19 protein-coding genes are annotated in these 18,155 nt (G+C 71.3%); 3 read left to right on the top strand and 16 right to left on the bottom strand.

Going from position 1 to position 18,155, the window contains the following annotated elements; translation table 11 throughout:
* From EOE66_RS17740 to EOE66_RS17665, 16 genes are all read right to left on the bottom strand, one after another.
* Positions 1 to 1,317 (bottom strand): TRAP transporter large permease, encoded by a 1,317-nt coding sequence (locus tag EOE66_RS17740; protein ID WP_128230051.1) that lies wholly within the window; start codon positions 1,315 to 1,317, stop codon positions 1 to 3.
* The gene (locus tag EOE66_RS17735) at positions 1,314 to 1,793 is read right to left on the bottom strand and encodes a TRAP transporter small permease (protein WP_128230050.1); all 480 of its coding nucleotides are present in this window, start codon (positions 1,791 to 1,793) and stop codon (positions 1,314 to 1,316) included. Before EOE66_RS17735 ends, EOE66_RS17740 begins: the two co-directional genes overlap by 4 nt.
* 23 nt (positions 1,794 to 1,816) lie before the next feature.
* A complete protein-coding gene (locus EOE66_RS17730; protein WP_128230049.1) occupies positions 1,817 to 2,146 on the bottom strand; it encodes a 2Fe-2S iron-sulfur cluster-binding protein in 330 nt (109 codons plus the stop codon).
* A gap of 27 nt (positions 2,147 to 2,173) precedes the next feature.
* Positions 2,174 to 3,700: a glutamine synthetase family protein gene (locus EOE66_RS17725; protein ID WP_128230048.1), complete on the bottom strand. Its 1,527-nt coding sequence runs from the start codon at positions 3,698 to 3,700 to the stop codon at positions 2,174 to 2,176.
* Complete coding sequence (locus tag EOE66_RS17720; protein ID WP_128230047.1) at positions 3,697 to 5,100, bottom strand: Rieske 2Fe-2S domain-containing protein; 1,404 nt, start codon at positions 5,098 to 5,100, stop codon at positions 3,697 to 3,699. The genes EOE66_RS17725 and EOE66_RS17720 overlap by 4 nt, the downstream gene beginning before the upstream one ends.
* 68 nt (positions 5,101 to 5,168) lie before the next feature.
* Positions 5,169 to 6,326 (bottom strand): GGDEF domain-containing protein, encoded by a 1,158-nt coding sequence (locus EOE66_RS17715; RefSeq protein WP_164885156.1) that lies wholly within the window; start codon positions 6,324 to 6,326, stop codon positions 5,169 to 5,171.
* Between the two features lie 10 nt (positions 6,327 to 6,336).
* Positions 6,337 to 7,302: an RDD family protein gene (locus EOE66_RS17710; protein ID WP_128230045.1), complete on the bottom strand. Its 966-nt coding sequence runs from the start codon at positions 7,300 to 7,302 to the stop codon at positions 6,337 to 6,339.
* Between the two features lie 33 nt (positions 7,303 to 7,335).
* Positions 7,336 to 8,805 (bottom strand): ribonuclease G, encoded by a 1,470-nt coding sequence (gene rng / locus EOE66_RS17705; RefSeq protein ID WP_128230044.1) that lies wholly within the window; start codon positions 8,803 to 8,805, stop codon positions 7,336 to 7,338.
* A 6-nt stretch (positions 8,806 to 8,811) separates the two neighbouring features.
* On the bottom strand, positions 8,812 to 9,426 hold the full coding sequence (locus EOE66_RS17700; RefSeq protein WP_128230043.1) for a Maf family protein: 615 nt from the start codon (positions 9,424 to 9,426) through the stop codon (positions 8,812 to 8,814).
* Positions 9,427 to 9,504: 78 nt separating this feature from the next.
* Positions 9,505 to 9,975, bottom strand: a complete 471-nt coding sequence (gene rlmH, locus EOE66_RS17695) for a 23S rRNA (pseudouridine(1915)-N(3))-methyltransferase RlmH (protein WP_128230042.1) — start codon at positions 9,973 to 9,975, stop codon at positions 9,505 to 9,507.
* Positions 9,976 to 10,016: 41 nt separating this feature from the next.
* The gene (rsfS, locus tag EOE66_RS17690) at positions 10,017 to 10,751 is read right to left on the bottom strand and encodes a ribosome silencing factor (protein WP_128230041.1); all 735 of its coding nucleotides are present in this window, start codon (positions 10,749 to 10,751) and stop codon (positions 10,017 to 10,019) included.
* Positions 10,752 to 10,753: 2 nt separating this feature from the next.
* On the bottom strand, positions 10,754 to 11,371 hold the full coding sequence (gene nadD / locus EOE66_RS17685) for a nicotinate-nucleotide adenylyltransferase (protein WP_128230040.1): 618 nt from the start codon (positions 11,369 to 11,371) through the stop codon (positions 10,754 to 10,756).
* A 21-nt stretch (positions 11,372 to 11,392) separates the two neighbouring features.
* Positions 11,393 to 12,310 (bottom strand): oxygen-dependent coproporphyrinogen oxidase, encoded by a 918-nt coding sequence (hemF, locus tag EOE66_RS17680; RefSeq protein WP_128230039.1) that lies wholly within the window; start codon positions 12,308 to 12,310, stop codon positions 11,393 to 11,395.
* Entirely contained in the window at positions 12,307 to 12,975 is a 669-nt protein-coding gene (locus EOE66_RS17675) for a 1-acyl-sn-glycerol-3-phosphate acyltransferase (RefSeq protein ID WP_164885155.1), read from the bottom strand. The genes hemF and EOE66_RS17675 overlap by 4 nt, the downstream gene beginning before the upstream one ends.
* A gap of 10 nt (positions 12,976 to 12,985) precedes the next feature.
* The gene (gene purD, locus EOE66_RS17670; RefSeq protein WP_128230037.1) at positions 12,986 to 14,266 is read right to left on the bottom strand and encodes a phosphoribosylamine--glycine ligase; all 1,281 of its coding nucleotides are present in this window, start codon (positions 14,264 to 14,266) and stop codon (positions 12,986 to 12,988) included.
* Between the two features lie 7 nt (positions 14,267 to 14,273).
* On the bottom strand, positions 14,274 to 14,999 hold the full coding sequence (locus EOE66_RS17665) for a YebC/PmpR family DNA-binding transcriptional regulator (RefSeq protein WP_128230036.1): 726 nt from the start codon (positions 14,997 to 14,999) through the stop codon (positions 14,274 to 14,276).
* Between the two features lie 131 nt (positions 15,000 to 15,130).
* Between EOE66_RS17665 and EOE66_RS17660 the strand changes: the two genes are divergently transcribed.
* From EOE66_RS17660 to EOE66_RS17650, 3 genes are read left to right on the top strand one after another with little or no spacing between them, the layout of a single operon-like run.
* Positions 15,131 to 16,042, top strand: a complete 912-nt coding sequence (locus EOE66_RS17660; protein ID WP_128230035.1) for a hypothetical protein — start codon at positions 15,131 to 15,133, stop codon at positions 16,040 to 16,042.
* A gap of 31 nt (positions 16,043 to 16,073) precedes the next feature.
* Positions 16,074 to 17,621 (top strand): helicase HerA-like C-terminal domain-containing protein, encoded by a 1,548-nt coding sequence (locus EOE66_RS17655; RefSeq protein ID WP_128230034.1) that lies wholly within the window; start codon positions 16,074 to 16,076, stop codon positions 17,619 to 17,621.
* 23 nt (positions 17,622 to 17,644) lie between these two features.
* Positions 17,645 to 18,139, top strand: a complete 495-nt coding sequence (locus EOE66_RS17650; protein WP_128230033.1) for a DUF1499 domain-containing protein — start codon at positions 17,645 to 17,647, stop codon at positions 18,137 to 18,139.
* Positions 18,140 to 18,155 lie beyond the last annotated feature (16 nt).

The following is an 18,155-nucleotide window of genomic DNA, read 5'->3' as shown; positions in this document are numbered from 1 at the left end:
CTAGCCCACGTACTTCACCAGCCAGAGGCTGAGCGGCGGGAAGAACAGCAGCAGCAGCGTTCGCACGGTGTCGCTCAGCAGGAAGGGCATCACGCCCTTGTAGCTTTCGGCGATGGGCACGTCGCGCGCCATGCCGTTGACGACGTAGACGTTCAAGCCCACCGGCGGCGCCAGCATGCCGAAGCCCACCGTCATCAGCACCATGATGCCGAACCACAGCGCCACGCTCTCGCGCGGCAGGCCGAAATCCAGGCCCATCACCACCGGGAAGAAGATGGGGATGGTGAGCAGGATCATGCTCAGCTCGTCCATCACCGCACCCAGCACCACGTAGAAGAGCAGGATGGCGCCCACCACGGCCAGCGGCGGCAGGCCCCAGCCCTGCACCACGCCGGCCAGTTGGCCGGGCACCTGCGTGAGCGCCAGTGCCGAGTTCATCAGGTCGGCACCCAGGAAGATCATGAAGATCATGGCCGAGGTCTCGGCCGTGGCCAGGAAACACTGCTTGAAGCCGGCCCAGGTGATCTCACGCTTGAGCAGCGCCGCCACGAAGGTGGCCGCCGCGCCCACGGCCGCACCTTCGGTGGGCGTGAACTTGCCGCTGTAGATGCCGCCGAAGACGATGAGGAAGACCAGCGCGATGGGCACGATGCCCGACAGCGCCTGCAGCGTGAGCTTGGGCACCTCTTCATGCTCGGGCGCGTGGCCCGGCACCAGGCGCACGTACACCGCGATGGCGATGAGGTAGCCCAGCACCGCGATCAGCCCCGGCACCATGGCTGCGGCGAAGAGCTTGGCGATATTCTGCTCGGTGAGGATGGCGTAGATGACCAGCGGCACCGAGGGCGGGATCAGGATGCCCAGCGTGCCGCCGGCGGCCAGCGCGCCGGTGGACAGGCGCCCGCTGTAGCCATGCCGGCGCATCTCGGGCAGCGCCACCTGCGTGATGGTGGCCGCCGTGGCCACGCTGCTGCCGCAGATGGCGCCGAAGGCCCCGCAGGCCAGCACGGAAGCCATGGCCAGCCCGCCCTTGAAACGGGCCATCACCGCCGCCGCGAACTGGAACAGCGCCCGCGAAAGGCCACCCTGCGTGGCGAAGTTGCCCATCAGGATGAAGAGCGGGATCACGCTCAGGTCGTAGCTCGCGAAACGCGCGAAGGCCTGCGTGTTGAGGAAGTTCGCCAGCGGCAGCCAGCCGGCCTGCAGCACATAGCCGGTGCAGCCGGCGGCGAACATCGCAATGGCGATGGGCGTGCGCAGCGCCATCAGCACCAGCATCACCGCGAAGATCATCAAGGCCAGGGTGATGGGGCTCATGCCACAGCCCCTTCCTCGTCAAAGCCGCGCAGCGCCTGCAGCAGCGCGATCAGCGCCGTCAGCGCCAGCGGCGGCACCATGCCGGCGTAGACGATCCACTCGGGCAGGCCCATCATCATCGTGGTCGACTGCGTGTTCCACGCGTTCAGCCCGCCCAGCGTGGTGCGCCAGGCCAGCAGCGCCATCACAAGGCCCAGCAGCAGCGCACCAACGCGGTCCAGCGCGCTCTGCGTGGCGGCGCTGGCGCGCGAGGTGAAGAAGTCCACCAGGATGTGCCCGCGCCGCACCTGGCACCAGGGCATGAACAGCGCGATGGCCGCGCCCGCCGCGGCGCCGCTGAGTTCGAAGTCGCCCACCAGCGTCCAGCCGGTGGTGTTGCGGCCGATGAGGCTGGCGCAGGTCATCAGCGTGATGACCGTCAGCAGCACACCGGCCAGCACGGCACACAGCCGCGCCAGGGTGGAGAGCAAACGCATGGGGCGGCGGCTTTCGGGGGGGGTCAGTACTGGGTGGCGGGCATGCGGGCTTGCAGCCCGTCGAGCGCGGTGCTCAGGCGGATCTGGCACGACAGCCGGCTGCCCGGCTCCAGCGGGGCGGCAGTCATCTCCAGCATCGCCAGTTCATCGGCGGCGGGCTCGGGCAACTGCTCGGCCCAGGCCGGCGCCACGATGACGTGGCAGGTGGCGCAGCTGAGGCTGCCGCCGCAGTCGGCCGCCATGCCGTCGAGCCCGGAGTCGACGGCCGCGTGCATCAGGCTGCGGCCCACGCGGGCCTGCACGGTGTGCAGGGTCCCGTCCTTGTCCTGCAAGTGGAGTTGGATCTTGGTCATGTCGTTGTTGTGGGCCCGTTGACGGCCTCAGGATCTGGCGAAGTATTCCCTGCGTTCCCACTCGGTCTTGTCCGTAGCAGCCGCATGGCGCGCCAGTTCCTGCCGGCGCACCGCGGCGTAGACCGCGGCCATGGGCGCGCCCAGGCCCTGCATCAGCACAGGGTCGGCTTCCAACGCCACGAGGGCTTCGTCGAGCGTGGCCGGCAGCGCAGGGTGCGCGGGGTCGTAGGGCGCCTCACTGCCGGCCGGGGCTGGCAGTGCGATGCGCAGGCCGTGCAGGCCGGCGAACACCTGCCCGGCCAGCATGAGGTAGGGGTTGGCCAAGGGCTCGGCCAGGCGGTTCTCGACGCGCGTGGCGGTGTCGGTCTCGTCGGCGGCGTCGTTGCCCACCACGCGCAGCATCGCGCCGCGGTTGTCGCGGCCCCAGACCGCCGCGCGCGGCGCCATCACGCCGCCCTGGTAGCGCGCATAGGCCGGGATGCTGGGCGCACACAGCGCCGTGAGGCCGCGTACGTGCGCCAGCAGCCCGGCCAGCCAGTGCGCGCCGGTGGCCGAGAGCCAGCGCTGGGCGTCGTGGGCCGGCCGTTCGGCGCGCCCGCCTGCCAGCGGCATGAAGGCGTTGCGGCCTTGTGCGTCCACCAGCGACTGATGCAGGTGCCAGCCGCTGCCCACGCTGCCGGCCAGCGGCGGCTTGCAGGCGAAACTGGCGTGGTAGCCAACGCGCCGCAGCGCCTGGCGCAGGCCGTTGCGAAAGGCCAGGGCCTGGTCGGCCGCGGTGAGCGCATCGGTGGGTGCGAAGACGGCCTCGAACTGGCTCGGGCCCATCTCGATTTCCAGCGAACGCAGCGGCAGGCCCAGGCCGAGTGCGGTGCGCTGCACGGTCTGCAGCACCTCGTCGCAGGCGTCGGTGTGCGCTTCGCTCAGCAGCTGCCAGCCCGGGTGGGTGTGGCGCAGCGCGGGCGCTTCGGCCGGCCAGGCGCCGGCGGACGGGCCGTCAGCCGTGAGGCTGTCGTCGGTCATGCGGTGGACATGGAACTCCAGCTCCAACCCGCAGCGCAGCGTGCAGCCCCTGCCCTCGAAAGCCGCCAACTCGGCCAGCGCCTGCTGCAGCACGCGCCGCGGGTCGGCAGCCACGGGGCGGCCGTCGGGCCACCAGGGCTCGGCCCGCAGCCAGCCCACCTGCGGCGCCCAGGGCAGCACGGTGAAGCTCTCGGGCGCCGGCAGCAACAGCACGTTGTTGGCCGCGCCGTAGCCCGCCAGGCCGGGCACGGCGGCCAGCGCGCCGGCCTCGAACACCGGCAGCGCGGTGCGGTCGCTGCTGTCCTTCAGCAGCAAGGTGCTGACCATGCCGATGCCACCCTGCAGCGCCGCGGCCAGCGCGGCTTGGCCATCGGCACCGGCCACCGGCAGGGTCTTGCAGCGGTGCTGGCCCTGCAGGTCGGCCCAGGCCACGCGCACCTGCTGCAGGCCCGCATCGCGCACCTGCTGCAGCACGCTGGCGCAGGCCGCCTCGCGCGCCGGGCCGTGCGCGCCGCAACGCTGGGCGAGGCTCATGCGGGCTGCTGTTCGGCGGCCGCAGCGGTCGCATCCGCCAGCCAAGCCGCCCCGGCCCGCTTGGCTGCCGCGGCAGCCTGCCAATGCGCGGCCCAGCCTTCGGTGGGCGCGATGCAGTCGATGGTGTCGGGGCCTTGCAGCCCCGCGGCCTGCTCGGCCGCCAGCACCATCGGCGGCGTGCCGCCGGCTTCCACAGTGTCGATGGCCTTCATCAAGGTGCGCCGGTTCGCCATGATCACCTTGTCGCTCGTGCCCAGGTGCTCGCGCGTGCGGTCCTGGATCGGGCCCATGCTCTCCACGGCCCATTGGTCGTGCAGGTTGATGTCTTCTTCGCCCATGCCGAGGTAGGTGCGCGAGCGCTGCTCTTCGGGGTTGAAGTTCCACTGGTTGTGGCGGCCGTTCTTGGGCACGTAGTCGGGCAGGCTGATGTGCGCCAGGCGCTGCGCGCGCATGGTGGCCTGGTCCAGCGGGCCGGCAAAGCTGGTGAAGAAGCTGTACCAGTAGGTGTGGGTGTCGTCCACCGGCACGTGCAGCTGCGTGATGGTGAGCGTTTCGCTCAAGGGGATGACGAAGGTGTGCGGGAAGGCGGCGTGCGTCACGCGCACGTGCGTGAGCTCGTCGTTCAGGCGCCGCAGCGCCGTCAGCCGCGTGAGGCCGGGGGCCACCTCGGCGTGCTGGATCTCGGGGCTGCAGAACTCACGCATCACGCGCGTCATGGGCCAGCGTTCGCCGGCCACCTCGCCGGCGCTGGCGGCGCGGAACTGGCGGCCGTAGGCGCGCGCCGGGTCGGCGTCTTCGTCTTCCAGGTAGCGGTGCAGGAAGCTCGGGTGCGCGGGGTCGATGCCCACTTCGAAGGCCTGCAGCCAGTTGGCGTGCCACAGGCCCTTGAAGGCGAAGCGGTGCGAGGCCGGTGCGGTGAAGGCATCGAAGGCCGGCAGCGCGGGCAGCGGCTGGTCTTCGGGCCCCAAGTAGGCGAAGAGCACGCCGGCCACCTGGCGCAGCGGGTAGCTGCGCTGGCGCACGCGCTGGCACAGTGTGCTGGGCTGGCCGTTCACCGGCGGCTCGGCGGGCGTTTCCAGGCAGCGGCCGCTGGCGTCGAACTTCCAGCCGTGGAAGGGGCAGCGGAGGCCGTCGCCCTCGTGGCGCGCATAGGCGAGGTCGGCACCGCGGTGCGGGCAGTCGCGGTCGAGCAGGCCCCAGCGCCCGGCCTCGTCGCGGAAGAGCACCAGGTCTTGCCCGAGCAGGCGCACGGCCTTCAGCGGGCGCACGGCCATGCGCGGGTCGAGCGCGGGGTCGAACTCGTCGAGCAGCGCCACGGGCTGCCAGTAGCGGCGCATCAGCTCTCCACAGGGCGTGCCGGGGCCGATGCGGGTGAGGCGTTCGTTGAGGGCGGCTTGCATCGTGCGCGGCAGTCTAGGCAGGCCACCCAGCGGCCACAAGCTGCGGCAAACGTGGAGGCCCGGCCGCGTCAGCTGGCGGTGAGGCCCGGGGCGAAGACCACGCGGTTGCGCCCCGCGCGTTTGGCCTCGTAGAGCGCGGCATCGGCCGCGCGCAGGGCCGCGGCCCAAGCATCGGGCCCGGCGAAGGGCGCCGAGACGCCGATGCTCACCGTACAGGCCAGCGTTCCCTGCTCGCCAAGGCCCGCGGATTGCACCCGGGCGCGCAGCCTTTCGGCCAGAGCCTGCACCGCCCCAGGCTCGCCGGCCTGGCCGACGACGAGAAACTCTTCACCGCCCCAGCGCGCCACGAGGTCACCGCCGCGCACGCCCTCGGCCAGTGTCTTGGCGATGTCGCGCAGCACCACATCACCCGTGGCGTGGCCCTGCTGGTCGTTGACTTGCTTGAAGTGGTCGATGTCCACCAGCATGGCCACCAGCAGCGGCGACGGGCGCTGCGCGTGCAGGCGCAGCAGGCCCTCGTCGAGTCCACGACGGTTGAGCGCGCCAGTCAGCGCGTCGTGCGTGGCGAGTTCGCCCAGCCGCATGTTCAGGCGCAGGAACACCATCCACAGCAGCGTGGGGCACAGCAGCACCGTCACGGCCACGCTGTAGCCGTAGTAGGCCTGGGCCAGCGCACCTTCGAACACCGCCGTCAGCCCCAGCGCCAGGATCACCAGCCCACGCGCGGCCGTCACCAGCCCCAGCACCCCCACCAGGCCGGCCAGCAGGCGCAGTGGCGTGCGCAGCAGCGGCACCTCGCGGCGGGTCGCCCGCAGCGCCACCAGGCCCAGCAGCACGTAACCCAGGCCCAGCGCCAGGTTCAGCACCACATGGCGCCCCACCCCACCGGCCAGCAGCAGGGCACCCAGCGCCACTGCGGCATAAACCGCCACCACGGCGGCCAGACGACCCCGGCCCAGAGGGGCGCGCCCTGTGAACTGGCGCAGCCCGTTGGCGAAGCTGAGCGTCGCGAAGATCATGCCGACATCCGGCAGCAGCCCCAGCGCCGAGCCCGAGCCCAAGCCGAGTTGCAGGCGCAGCAGATAGCTGAAGCCGAAGACCAGCGCCCCGGTGCCGAAATCGCGCAGCCCCGCTGGGTCGGGCATGCGCCCTGCAATCAGGAGCAGCAGGCCACCCACGCACAACAGGTTCAGTGCCAGCAGGGTGACGGTGGTGTTCGGATCCACGGCGGCGCCTTCAGGCCCGGGTCTGCGCGGCGGGCGCGGCGCCCTCGGGCTCGGTCGGCTTCGCGACCGGCAGGGGTGCAGGCTCGCGGCCGGGGCGCAGATCGAGCACCGCGGTGTGCGCGGCCTTGTCGTGCAGGCCTTGGTGGTTGGGGTCCCAAAGCACCTGCAGGAAGCCCAGCCCGCCCGTGGCCAGCCCGGCCGCATAGCCGCCGTAGCGCTTGAGCGAGCGCATCACGGTGATGGGCTTGCCGGTGAGCTCCACCACGCGCAGGCGCAGCAGCTTCTTGCCCACCGTCTGCCCGCCCCACCACGCCGGCAGCAGCGAGAAGTAGACGATGCCCCAGCCCAGACCCGCACCGAGTTCGTCCAGGAAGTGCGAGACCTGCTCGCGCAGCCCGGTGGGGCGTTCGGCCAGCGCGCGCTGGGCGTCGCGGGCCTCTTTTTCGGCGGCCTGCAGGCGCGCCTGCAGGCTGGCGATGCGTTCGGCATCGGTGGGGGCGCTGGCCGAAGACGCCGCGGCACTCGCGGCCAGAGCCGGCCCGCTGGCGGCTGCTGAAGCGGCCGCCCAAGCCGCCGTGGCTGCGCTGTCAGGCTCGTCATCGTCAGGCGCTGCAGCTGCCTGCACCGCCGCGGCTGCGGTGGGCTCGCGCCATTCACGCCACTGGTTGCCCGCCTCTTCCAGCGCCAGCCAGGCGATGAAGGCCGCCGCCACCCAGCCCACCCACTGGCGCCGGCTGGCCGGGGCGAAGCGAGGCCGGTTGCGCAACTGCAGCAGCACCAGCGCCAGGCCCGCCCACAGCCAGGCCCCGCTGACGCCGGTGAGCAGGCCCACCACCGCCAGGTCCACCCCCATCGCCAGCGCACGGCGCCAGGGCGTGCCCAGGGGCTGGCCGGCCAGGTCGGGCGCCAGGTTCAGGGACTCGGGCGTGAGCCAGCGCTGCTTCTGGCGCAGCGTGTCGGGCAGCGAAGGGGTCATCGGGGAGCGTTGGCAGGCCGGCGTGCGCCGCGGCTACATCAACACGATGTCGTACTGCTCGGGGTTCATCGTCGGCTCGGCGCTCAGCGAGATCGGCTTGCCGATGAATTCGCTCAGCCCGGCCAGGTGCACGCTCTCTTCGTCCAGCAGCATCTCCACCACCGCCGCCGAGGCGATGACGCGGAACTCCTTGGGCGCGAACTGCCGCGCCTCGCGCAGGATCTCGCGCAGGATGTCGTAACACACGCTGCGCGCCGTCTTCACCTGGCCGCGGCCCTGGCAGGTGGGGCAGGGCTCGCACAGCATGTGCGCCAGGCTTTCGCGGGTGCGCTTGCGCGTCATCTCCACCAGGCCCAGCTGCGTGAAGCCGCTCACCGTGGTGCGCGTGCGGTCGCGGGCGAGCTGCTTGCGCAGCTCGGCCAGCACCGCCTCCTGGTGCTCGGGCCGCGTCATGTCGATGAAGTCGGCGATGATGATGCCGCCCAGGTTGCGCAGCCGCAGCTGCCGCGCGATGGCGCCGGCGGCCTCGAGGTTGGTCTTGAAGATGGTGTCGTCGAAGTTGCGCGCGCCGACGAAGCCGCCGGTGTTCACGTCGATGGTGGTCAGCGCCTCGGTCTGGTCGACGATGAGGTAGCCGCCGCTCTTGAGCTCCACGCGCCGCGCCAGGGCGCGCGCGATCTCCTCCTCGATGCCGAAGAGGTCGAAGATCGGCCGCTCGCCCTTGTAGTGCTCGAGCTTGTTCACAGCGCCGGGCATGTAGGTTTCGCCGAAGCGGTGCAGCGCCTCGCGCTGCAGCTTGCTGTCGATGCGGATGCTGTGCGTGTGTTCGTTGGCCAGGTCGCGCAGCACGCGTTCGGCCAGGCTCAGGTCCTGGTGCAGCAGGCTGCCCGGCGGCAGCTTCTGGCTGCGTTCGCGGATCAGCGCCCAGGCCCGCCGCAGGTAGGCGATGTCGTCCGCCAGCTCGGCATCGGTGGCCTCTTCGGCGTTGGTGCGCAGGATGAAGCCGCCCCCGCCCTCGCCCGCCAGCGCCTGCATGCGCGCGCGCAGGGCTTCGCGCAGTTCGTGGCTGCCGATCTTCTGGCTGATGCCGATGTGCTTGTCGTGCGGCAGGAAGACCAGCATGCGCCCGGCGATGCTGATCTGCGTGGACAGGCGCGCGCCCTTGGTGCCGATGGCGTCCTTGATGACCTGCACCGTCAGCGTCTGGCCCTCGAAGACCTGCTTCTCGATGGGCACCAGCGCGGCGTCGTTGCGGCCCTCGTGGCGCGGCGGGCCACCGAGCAGGTCGGCCACGTGCAGGAAGGCCGCGCGCTCCAGGCCGATGTCGATGAAGGCGCTCTGCATGCCCGGCAGCACGCGCACCACCTTGCCCAGGTAGACGTTGCCCACCTGCCCGCGCTCGAGCGTGCGCTCGATGTGCAGTTCCTGCACGGCGCCGTTTTCCACCACGGCCACGCGCGTTTCCTGCGGGCTCCAGTTGATCAGGATGTCTTGCGTGGCCATGACGGTTCAGAGTTCCAGCCGCACGCGTGCGCGCGCCAGCAGTTGGGTGGTTTCGAACAGCGGCAGGCCCATGATGCCGCTGTGGCTGCCCTCGATGTGCGCGATCCAGGCCGCGATGCAGCCCTGGATGGCATAGGCACCGGCCTTGCCCATCGGTTCACCGCTGTCGATGTAGCGGCGGATGGTGGTCTCCGAAAGGTCGGCAAAACGCACCCGCGAGACCTGCGTCAGCGTGTGCGCCTGGTTGCCGGCCTGCACCGCCACGCAGGTCATCACGCGGTGCGTGCGGCCCGACAGCAGGTGCAGCATCTCGGCGGCCTCGGCCGCATCGGCCGGCTTGCCCAGGATGCGGCGGCCCACCGCCACGGTGGTGTCGGCGCAGAGGATGGGCGCTGCCGGCAGGCCGCGGCGGCGCAGCCGCCGGCGCGCGGCCTCTAGCTTCAGGCGGGTGACGCGCTGCACGTAATCCAGTGGCAGCTCGCCGGTGCGCTCGGCCTCCAGGGCTTCGGCGTCTTCACCGGCATCAGGCAGCAGCGGGCGGTGCTTCACGCCCAGTTGGTCCAGCAATTGCGCGCGGCGCGGGCTCTGCGAGGCGAGGTAGACGAAATCGTGCGGTGTCATGGGCCCCATTCTCCACAGGGCGCTGGCCAGGCCAAGCCCGGCACGGCCGCACGCAAGCGCAGCGGGCCGCGTGCGGCTTCACTCGCGGTGGTAGGGGTGGCCGCTGGCCAGCGTCCAGGCGCGGTACAGCGCCTCGGCCAGCAGCACACGCGCAAAGGCGTGCGGCAAGGTCAGGTCGCTCAGCCGCAGGGTTTCGTCGGCCGTGGTCTTGAGTTCCGGTGCCAGGCCGTCGGGGCCACCGATCAGCAGCGCCACGTCGCGCCCTTCGCTGCGCCACAAGGGCAGGCGCTCGGCCAACTGTGCCGTGGTGCGGCGCGTGCCGTGTTCGTCCAGCACCACGCGGCGGCAGCCCTTGGGCAGGGCGGCCTCGAAACGCGCGGCCTCGGCCGCCATGCATTGCGCGGCCGTCTTGCCGCCGCTGCGCGGCTCGGCCTTCAGCGCCTTGAGTTCCAGGCGCATCTCGGGCGGAAAGCGCTTGGCGAAATCGCCCCAGGCTTCGTCGGCCCAACCGGGCTGGCGCTGGCCCACGGCCACCACGAGCAGCTTCATGGCCAGCGGCCGGCTTCAGCCCGCAGGAACGCGGCGTGCGCTCAGGCGCTCTTCTTGCGCGCCGGCGCCTTGCGGGCGGCCGGGGCGGCGGCAGCGCCGGCCGTCTTGGCCGAGGGGCGGCGGGCGCCCACGCGCTGGTAGGCCGCGCTCTTGTTCGCGGCCTTCTTGGCCACGGTCTTGGCCGCCGTCTTCTTGGCGGCAGACTTGGGCTGCGGCGCCACGATGGTCTTCACCGGCGTCTTGCCAGCCGTCTTGCTGGCGGCCTTGCGCGGGGCGCTGGACGCCTTCGCGGGTGCGGCCTTGGCCGCGGTCTTCTTGGGCGCAGCCTTCTTTGCAGGCGCCGCGGCAGCACCGCCAGCCTTGCGCGCTGGCTTCTTCGCGGGGGCTTCGTCTTCGTCGGGCTCGCTGGCCTTCACCAGGCCGGTCTTCACCGCGCCCAGCTTCATCTTCACGGCCTTGCCGCCCCAGATCTCCTCGAGGTGGTAGTACTCGCGGATGGCCGGCTGCATGATGTGCGCCACCGCGGCGCCGCAGTCGACGATGATCCACTCGCCGTTGTCCTCGCCCTCGGTGCTCATCACCTGGAAGCCTTGGCCGCGCACGCTGTCGCGCACGCTGGCGGCCAGGGCCTTGGTCTGCCGGTTGCTGGTGCCCGACGCGATGATCACGCGCTCGAACATGGAGCTCAGGTGCTCGGTGTTGAAGACGGCGATGTGCTGGGCCTTCACGTCTTCCAGACCGTCGACGATGGCGCGTTGCAGCTTGCGGATGTCCAGATTCAGCTCCCTGGGGGTGTGGGCTCGCGGGTGGCGAGGGCCTGATACAGGCCGTGGGTTTCAATATAGCGCGCCACTTCGGGCGGCACCAGTTGCGAGATGTCCTGCCCCGCAGCGAGGCGGGCGCGGATGTCGGTGGCGCTGATGTCCAGCATCGGCAGCGGCACGGCGCGGTGCGGGTGGGCCAGCACTTCGGGTGAAGGCGCGAGGTCGGTGCCCGGCCGGTTGGCCACGGCCAGCGTCACCAGGCTCAGCAACACCGGCCAGTCGCGCCAGGTGTGCAGCCGGGCGTATTGGTCTTGCCCAATGATCAGCACCCACTCGTGGCCCGGCTCGGCCGCATGCAGCGCGCGCACGGTGTCCAGCGTGTAGCTCGGGCCGGCGCGGTCGATCTCGATGCGGCTGAGCACGAAGCGCGGCTCGTCGCCCATGGCCAGGCGCACCATGGCCGCGCGGTGCTCGGCACTGGCGGCGCGGTGGTGCTTCTGCCACGAGTGGCCGGTGGGCACCCAGCGCACCTCGTCGAGCTGCAGGCCGCGCAGCGCAGCATGAGCCAGCGCCACGTGCGCCCGGTGCACGGGGTCGAAGGTGCCGCCGAAGAGGCCGACGCGTTTATTCACGCAGCGCCATTCCTTCGGCCTTCATTCGTTCAGCCAATCGCGCGGGCGCAGGAAGTCGCTGTAGAGGCGCGCTTCTTCGCTGCCGGCCTCGGGCTTCCAGTCGTAGCGCCACTTCACGATGGGCGGCATGCTCATCAGGATGCTCTCGGTGCGGCCGCCGCCGTGCAGGCCGAAGTGCGTGCCGCGGTCCCACACGAGGTTGAATTCGACATAGCGGCCGCGCCGGTAGGCCTGGAAATCGCGCTGCGTCTCGCCGTAAGGCGTCTCGCGGCGGCGCTGCACGATGGGCAGGTAGGCCGGGATGAAGGCATCGCCCACGGCGCGCATCATCGCGAAGCCTTCCTCGAAGCTGCCTTCGTTGAAGTCGTCGAAGAACACGCCGCCCACGCCGCGCGGCTCGTTGCGGTGCTTGAGGAAGAAGTACTCGTCGCACCAGGCCTTGAAGCGCGGGTACTTGTCGGCGCCGAAGGGCGCCAGCGCGTCGGCGTTCACACGGTGGAAGTGGCGCGCATCGTCCTCGAAGCCGTAGTAGGGGGTGAGGTCCATGCCGCCGCCGAACCACGTGACGGCCGGCTTGCCTTCCGGGAAGGCCGCCAGCAGCCGCACGTTCATGTGCACCGTGGGCACGTAAGGGTTGCGCGGGTGCATCACCAGGCTCACGCCCAGGGCCTCGAAGGGCGCGCCGGCCAGCTCGCTGCGGTGCTGCGTGGCACTCGGCGGCAGGCTGGCGCCCTTGACGTGGCTGAAGTTGCAGCCGCCACGCTCCAGCAGGCCGCCCTCTTCCACCAGCTGCGAGAGGCCGTCGCCTTCCAGCTTGCCGCCGGCCGGGCGCTGCCAGCCGTCGCGCAGGAAGGTCTTGCCGTCTTCGGCCTGCAGCGTGCTGACGATGTGCTCCTGCAGGCCCAGCAGGTAGGTGCGGACGGCGGCGGTGTCGATCATGGGCGGTTCTCGTTCGGCGGGGACAAGGGTCGCACGGGCGAGGCCTGCTCGCGGCGCAGGCCGCGGCCGGACGACAGGCGCCGGGCGAAGAGTTCGAAATCGGTGGCCAGCACGCCGCTGCAGCGCCAATAGCTGTCGAAGGTGATCTTGCGCTGCGCGTAGTCGAGCCGGATCAGGCCCAGCGGCACCGCGGCCTGCGTGGTGACGCGGTAGAAACCCGTGCGCCAGCCCTCGGTGCGGGCGCGTGTGCCCTCGGGCGCCAGCGCCAGCCACATGAAACGGCCTTCGGCACGCGCCTGCGCCAGGGCCTGCACCATCTGGCCCACTTGGCCGTGCGGGCGGTCGCGCAGCACCGGCACACCGCCCAGGTAGCGCACCCAGCGGCCGAACAGCGGCACGCGGAACAGGGTGTCCTTGCCCCAGAAGCTGACCCGGATGCCAACGGCCCATTTGGCCAGCAGGCCGACGACGAAGTCCCAGTTGCTGGTGTGCGGGTAGACGATCAACACGCCTTGCGCCGCCGGCAGGCCGTCGAAGTGCACCTGCCAGCGGCCCAGGCGCAGCAACCAGCGCGCGAGCGCGCTGCCCTGCAACTGCACCGGGCGCTGCCGCAGTTCCTGCGGCAGGCCAGACGGGCTCGGCACGGTGGCCAGGGTGTCGCTCAAGCGGGCCGGCTCAGTGGCGGATGGCGCAGTGGCCGATGTCGTTGCGCCACTGCGCACCATCGAACTGGATCTGCCGCACCGCGGTCAGCGCCGCCTGCTGCGCCAGGCGCACCGAATCGCCCAAGGCGGTGACGCAGAGCACACGGCCGCCGCTGGTCTGGAGCACGCCGCCATCCAGCGTGGTGCCGGCGTGGAAGACCTGCAGGTCGGCCGTGCCGGCGGGGAGGCCGCTGATCGCGTCGCCCTTGCGCGGCGCGGCCGGGTAGCCGTGCGCGGCCATCACCACGCCCAGGGCGCTGCGGCGGTCCCATTGCAGCTCGACCTGGTCGAGCGTGCCGTCGGTGGCGTGCATCAGCACCTCGAAGAGATCGCTCTTCAGGCGCATCAGGATGACCTGCGCCTCGGGGTCGCCGAGGCGGCAGTTGAACTCTACCGTGCGCGGGTGGCCTTGCGCGTCGATCATCAAGCCGGCATAGAGGAAGCCGGTGTACTGCACGCCGTCTTTCGCCATGCCGGCGATGGTGGGGTGCACGATCTCGCGCATCACACGGGCATGCACATCGGGCGTGACCACGGGGGCCGGCGAGTAGGCGCCCATGCCGCCGGTGTTGGGGCCGGTGTCGCCTTCACCGATGCGCTTGTGGTCCTGGCTGGTGGCCAGCGTGAGCACGTTCTTGCCGTCGCACAGCACGATGAAGCTGGCTTCTTCGCCCTGCATGAACTCTTCGATGACGACGCGCGCGCCCTCGACGTTGTGCTGCACGCCCAAGGTGTTGGCGACCAGCATGTCGTCGATGGCGGCATGGGCCTCGGCCAGCGTCATGGCCACCACCACGCCCTTGCCGGCGGCCAGGCCGTCGGCCTTGATGACGATGGGCGCGCCGTGTTTGTCGACGTGCGCGTGCGCCTCGGCGGCGCTGGTGAAGGTGGCGTACAGCGCGGTAGGGATGCCGTGGCGCTGCATGAACTCCTTCGCGTAGGCCTTGCTGCTTTCCAGCTGGGCCGCGGCGCGCGTGGGGCCGAAGATGCGCAGGCCGCGGGCGCGGAACACGTCCACCACGCCGGCGGCGAGAGGCGCCTCGGGGCCCACCACGGTGAGCGCGATCTTCTCGGCCTGCGCGAAATCGGCCAGCTCGTGCGGCGTGTGCAGCGGCAGGTTGTGCAGCGCGGGGTCGGTGGCGGTGCCGCCGTTGCCGGGGGCCACGTAGACGCGCTGCACACGTTCGCTCTGGGCCAGCTTCCAGGCCAGGGCGTGCTCGCGGCCGCCGCCGCCGATGACGAGGACCTTCATGCGCCGGTCACTCGGACAGAACCGCGTTGTGGAAGACGTCCTGCACGTCGTCCAGGTCTTCGATGACGTCGAGCAGCTTCTGCATGCGCACCGCGTCTTCGCCAGTCACCTCCACGGTGTTCTCGGCGCGCCAGGTCACTTCGGCGATTTCGGCCTTCAGGCCGGCCGCTTCCAGCGCGGCCTTCACGGCTTCGAACTCGGCGGGCGGGCACAGCACTTCCACGCTGCCGTCGTCGCCGGTGATCACGTCGTCGGCGCCGGCTTCCAGCGCCACTTCCATCACCTTGTCTTCGCTCGTGCCGGGCGCAAACACCAGCTGGCCGCAGTGCTTGAACTGGAAGGCGACGCTGCCTTCGGTGCCCATGTTGCCGCCGTGCTTGCTGAAGGCGTGGCGCACCTCGGCCACGGTGCGCACGCGGTTGTCGGTCATGCAATCGACGATGAGCGCGGCGCCACCGATGCCGTAGCCCTCGTAGCGGATTTCCTCGTAGCTCACGCCTTCGAGGTTGCCGGTGGCCTTGTCGATGTTGCGCTTGACGGTGTCGACGGGCAGGTTCACCGCCTTGGCCTTCTCGATGGCCAGGCGCAGGCGCGGGTTGGCGGCGGGGTCGCCACCGCCCAGGCGGGCCGCGACCATGATTTCGCGGATCACGCGCGTCCACGCCTTGCCGCGTTTTTCATCCTGGCGGCCCTTGCGATGCTGGATGTTCGCCCACTTGGAATGACCGGCCATGAGATGCAGAGCTCCTGAAAGACAGCCCGTGATTTTAGCCGCCGGGGCCGCGGGCGCGGGACTGGGGGCTGGTCAGGCACCCGAAGGGCCCCTAAGGTATCGCCCCCAGCCACCGCCGACACAGCCGCGCCATGGACTTCGACACCTTTCTCGACCAGGCCTGGAACGAGCACGCCACGCATCCCGCCCGGGTGGCGGCCCGCCTGCAGCCCGAGGGTCTGGCCCTGGTGCAGACCGACGAGCAGGTGGCGCAGCTCGCCTTCCTCGCCCAGCACGTGCAGGGTCTGCACCTGGGCCGGTGGGGCGAGGCCCTGGCGCTGCAGCAGGCGCTGGCGGCCCTGCCCGTGGTGGCCGCTGACGGCAGCACCGCGCAGGCGCTGCAGCGCCATCGCACGGCACTGCGCCTGGCAGCCGGCGAACCAGGCGTCCTGCCTGCCGACACACCGCCCGCGGAGCGCGCCCGCTTCGACGCCCAGGTGGGCGCCCTGCTCACCTTCACCGACGCGCCCCGTGCCAGCGCCCTGCTGCTGCAGGCCGAAGCCGCCTGCGCCGCCCTGCCCGATGCCGACCCGGCCGTGCGCGCGCTGGCCGTCAGCGCCAACAACACCGCGGGCCACCTGCACGACGAAACCACGCTCAGCCCCGCGCAGGTGGCGCTGATGCTGCAGGCCGCCCACCAGGCCCGCCGCGCCTGGGCGCGTGCCGGCACCTGGCTGGAGGTGGAACGGGCCGACTACCGCCTGGCGCTGAGCTGCGCCCGCGCCGGCGCCTTGGGCGAGGCCCGCGCCCACGCGCAGGCCTGCCTGGCCGCAGTGCAGGCGCAGGAACCGCCGGCGCCGGCGCTGGAGTTCTTCTTCGCCTGGGAAGCCCTGGCCCGCGTGGCCGCCGCCGCGGGCGACGAAACCGGCCGGGCCACCGCCGTGGCCGCTGCGGCGGCCGCCTTCCCGCAGCTCAGCGAGGCCGACCGGGGCTGGTGTGCCGCGACGCTGAAGGCGCTTCAAACGCCACCGGCAGCCGCCGAGGGGGCAAAGACAGGCCCTTAGACTGCAGGGCGTCACCTTGCGGAGTGCGCCCATGCCCGAACCCATCCTCGTTGCCCAGCACGGCGACGTGCAGTGCCACCTGCTGCCCGCCCTGGCCAACCGCCACGGCCTCATCACCGGCGCCACCGGCACCGGCAAGACCATCACGCTGCAGACCCTGGCCGAGAGCTTCAGCAAGATCGGCGTGCCGGTCTTCATGGCCGACGTGAAGGGCGACCTCACCGGCATCACGCAGCGCGGCACGCTCAGCCCCAAGGTGGCCGGCATCCTGAAGGAACGCGGCCTGCCCGAGCCCGAACCCTTCCAGTGCCCGGCCACGCTGTGGGACGTGTTCGGCAAGGACGGCCACCCCGTGCGCGCCACCGTCAGCGACATGGGCCCGCTGCTGCTGGCGCGCATGCTGGCGCTGAACGAAACGCAGGCCGGCGTGCTGAACCTCGTGTTCAAGATCTGCGACGACAACGGCCTGCTGATCCTGGACATGAAGGACCTGCGCGCCGCGCTGCAGTACGTGGGCGACAACGCCAAGAACTTCACCACCGAGTACGGGAACATCAGCGCCGCCAGCGTGGGCGCCATCCAGCGCGGCCTGCTGCAGATCGAGGAACAGGGCGGCGACAAGTTCTTCGGCGAGCCCATGCTCGACATCAGCGACTTCATGCAGACCGTCGATGGCAAGGGCGTCATCAACGTGCTGGCGGCCGACCAGCTGATGAACTCGCCGCGCCTGTACGCCACCTTCCTGCTGTGGATGCTGTCGGAGCTTTTTGAGCTGCTCCCCGAGGTGGGCGACCTGGACAAGCCCAAGCTCGTCTTCTTCTTCGACGAGGCCCACCTGCTGTTCAAGGACGCGCCGCCGGCGCTCACCGAGCGCATCGAACTCGTGGTGCGCCTGGTGCGCAGCAAGGGCGTGGGCGTGTACTTCGTGACGCAGAACCCGCTGGACGTGCCCGACACCGTGCTCGCGCAGCTGGGCAACCGCGTGCAGCACGCACTGCGCGCCTTCACCCCGCGCGACCAGAAGGCCGTGAAGAGCGCGGCCGAGACCATGCGCGCCAACCCCCAGATCGGCGACATGGCCACCGCCATCCAAGAGCTGGCGGTGGGCGAGGCGCTGGTGAGCTTCCTCGATGCCAAGGGCCGGCCCAGCGTGACCGAACGTGTGTTCGTGCTGCCGCCGGGCAGCCAGATCGGGCCGATCACGCCGCAGCAGCGGCAGGCGCTGATCGCGGGTTCGCTGGTGGCCGGCACCTACGAGAAGACGGTGGACCGCGAATCGGCCTACGAGAAGATCCGCGGCCGTGCCGACGCCGGCCCGGGCGCGGCCCAGGCCCCGGCCGCCGGCGGCGCCCCGCTGCCCGGCAGCCCGGCCGGCACCGCGCCCGCGGCCGACGACGGCGGCCTGATGGGCGGCCTGAAAGACGTGCTCTTCGGCAGCACCGGCCCGCGCGGCGGGCGCCGGCCCGGCTTGATGGAAGCAGCCGCCGGCTCGGCGGTGCGCAGCATCGGCACCGCGGTGGGCAAGGAAATCATCCGCGGCGTGCTGGGCTCGCTGCTCGGCGGCAGCAAGCGCCGCTGAGGCGGCCTCATCGGAAAGCACGCATGACCCGTTGGCTTCTCATCATCGTCGCCGCGCTGGGCGGCCTGGCCTTGCTGGGCATCGCCGCCGGCCGCCTGGGCCTGCTCGCGGGCAGCCCGCCGGCCGACCTGGGCGTGCGCGAAGGCAAGCTCAAAGCGCCTTCCACGCGCCCCAACAGCGTCAGCAGCCAGACGGCGCTGTGGCCCGGCCACCCGCGTGCGGCCTATGCGCAGATCGCGCCGCTGGCGCTGGTGGGCGGCAGCGGGCCGGCCACGCTGGCCAGGATCCGCCAGCTGGTGGAAAGCACGCCCGGCGCGCGCGTGGTGCAGGGCGAAGGCGACTACCTGCGCTGCGAGTTCAGCACGCCGCTGATGCGCTACACCGACGATGTGGAGTTCTGGTTCGACCCCGTCGCGCAGGTGGTGCAGGTGCGCTCGGCCTCGCGCCTGGGCTACAGCGACCGCGGCGCCAACCGCGCGCGCATCGAAGCGCTGCGCGCGCGGCTGGCCGCCGGCTGAACACGGCGAGCGGCCG

Source organism: Rubrivivax rivuli, from assembly GCF_004016505.1.
GTDB lineage: Bacteria > Pseudomonadota > Gammaproteobacteria > Burkholderiales > Burkholderiaceae_C > Rubrivivax > Rubrivivax rivuli.
Note: the sequence above shows the minus strand (reverse complement) of the source record. Positions and strands in the feature narration are given on the sequence as shown.

Coding starts and splice junctions, on each gene's coding strand:
- EOE66_RS17740 (WP_128230051.1), bottom strand. CDS start 1,317: ATGAGCCCCATCACCCTGGCCTTGATGATCTTCGCGGTGATGCTGGTG.
- EOE66_RS17725 (WP_128230048.1), bottom strand. CDS start 3,700: ATGAGCCTCGCCCAGCGTTGCGGCGCGCACGGCCCGGCGCGCGAGGCG.
- EOE66_RS17655 (WP_128230034.1), top strand. CDS start 16,074: ATGCCCGAACCCATCCTCGTTGCCCAGCACGGCGACGTGCAGTGCCAC.
- EOE66_RS17665 (WP_128230036.1), bottom strand. CDS start 14,999: ATGGCCGGTCATTCCAAGTGGGCGAACATCCAGCATCGCAAGGGCCGC.
- rlmH (WP_128230042.1), bottom strand. CDS start 9,975: ATGAAGCTGCTCGTGGTGGCCGTGGGCCAGCGCCAGCCCGGTTGGGCC.
- hemF (WP_128230039.1), bottom strand. CDS start 12,310: ATGATCGACACCGCCGCCGTCCGCACCTACCTGCTGGGCCTGCAGGAG.
- rng (WP_128230044.1), bottom strand. CDS start 8,805: ATGGCCACGCAAGACATCCTGATCAACTGGAGCCCGCAGGAAACGCGC.
- EOE66_RS17735 (WP_128230050.1), bottom strand. CDS start 1,793: ATGCGTTTGCTCTCCACCCTGGCGCGGCTGTGTGCCGTGCTGGCCGGT.
- EOE66_RS17700 (WP_128230043.1), bottom strand. CDS start 9,426: ATGACACCGCACGATTTCGTCTACCTCGCCTCGCAGAGCCCGCGCCGC.
- EOE66_RS17660 (WP_128230035.1), top strand. CDS start 15,131: ATGGACTTCGACACCTTTCTCGACCAGGCCTGGAACGAGCACGCCACG.
- EOE66_RS17730 (WP_128230049.1), bottom strand. CDS start 2,146: ATGACCAAGATCCAACTCCACTTGCAGGACAAGGACGGGACCCTGCAC.
- EOE66_RS17650 (WP_128230033.1), top strand. CDS start 17,645: ATGACCCGTTGGCTTCTCATCATCGTCGCCGCGCTGGGCGGCCTGGCC.
- EOE66_RS17720 (WP_128230047.1), bottom strand. CDS start 5,100: ATGCAAGCCGCCCTCAACGAACGCCTCACCCGCATCGGCCCCGGCACG.
- purD (WP_128230037.1), bottom strand. CDS start 14,266: ATGAAGGTCCTCGTCATCGGCGGCGGCGGCCGCGAGCACGCCCTGGCC.
- EOE66_RS17710 (WP_128230045.1), bottom strand. CDS start 7,302: ATGACCCCTTCGCTGCCCGACACGCTGCGCCAGAAGCAGCGCTGGCTC.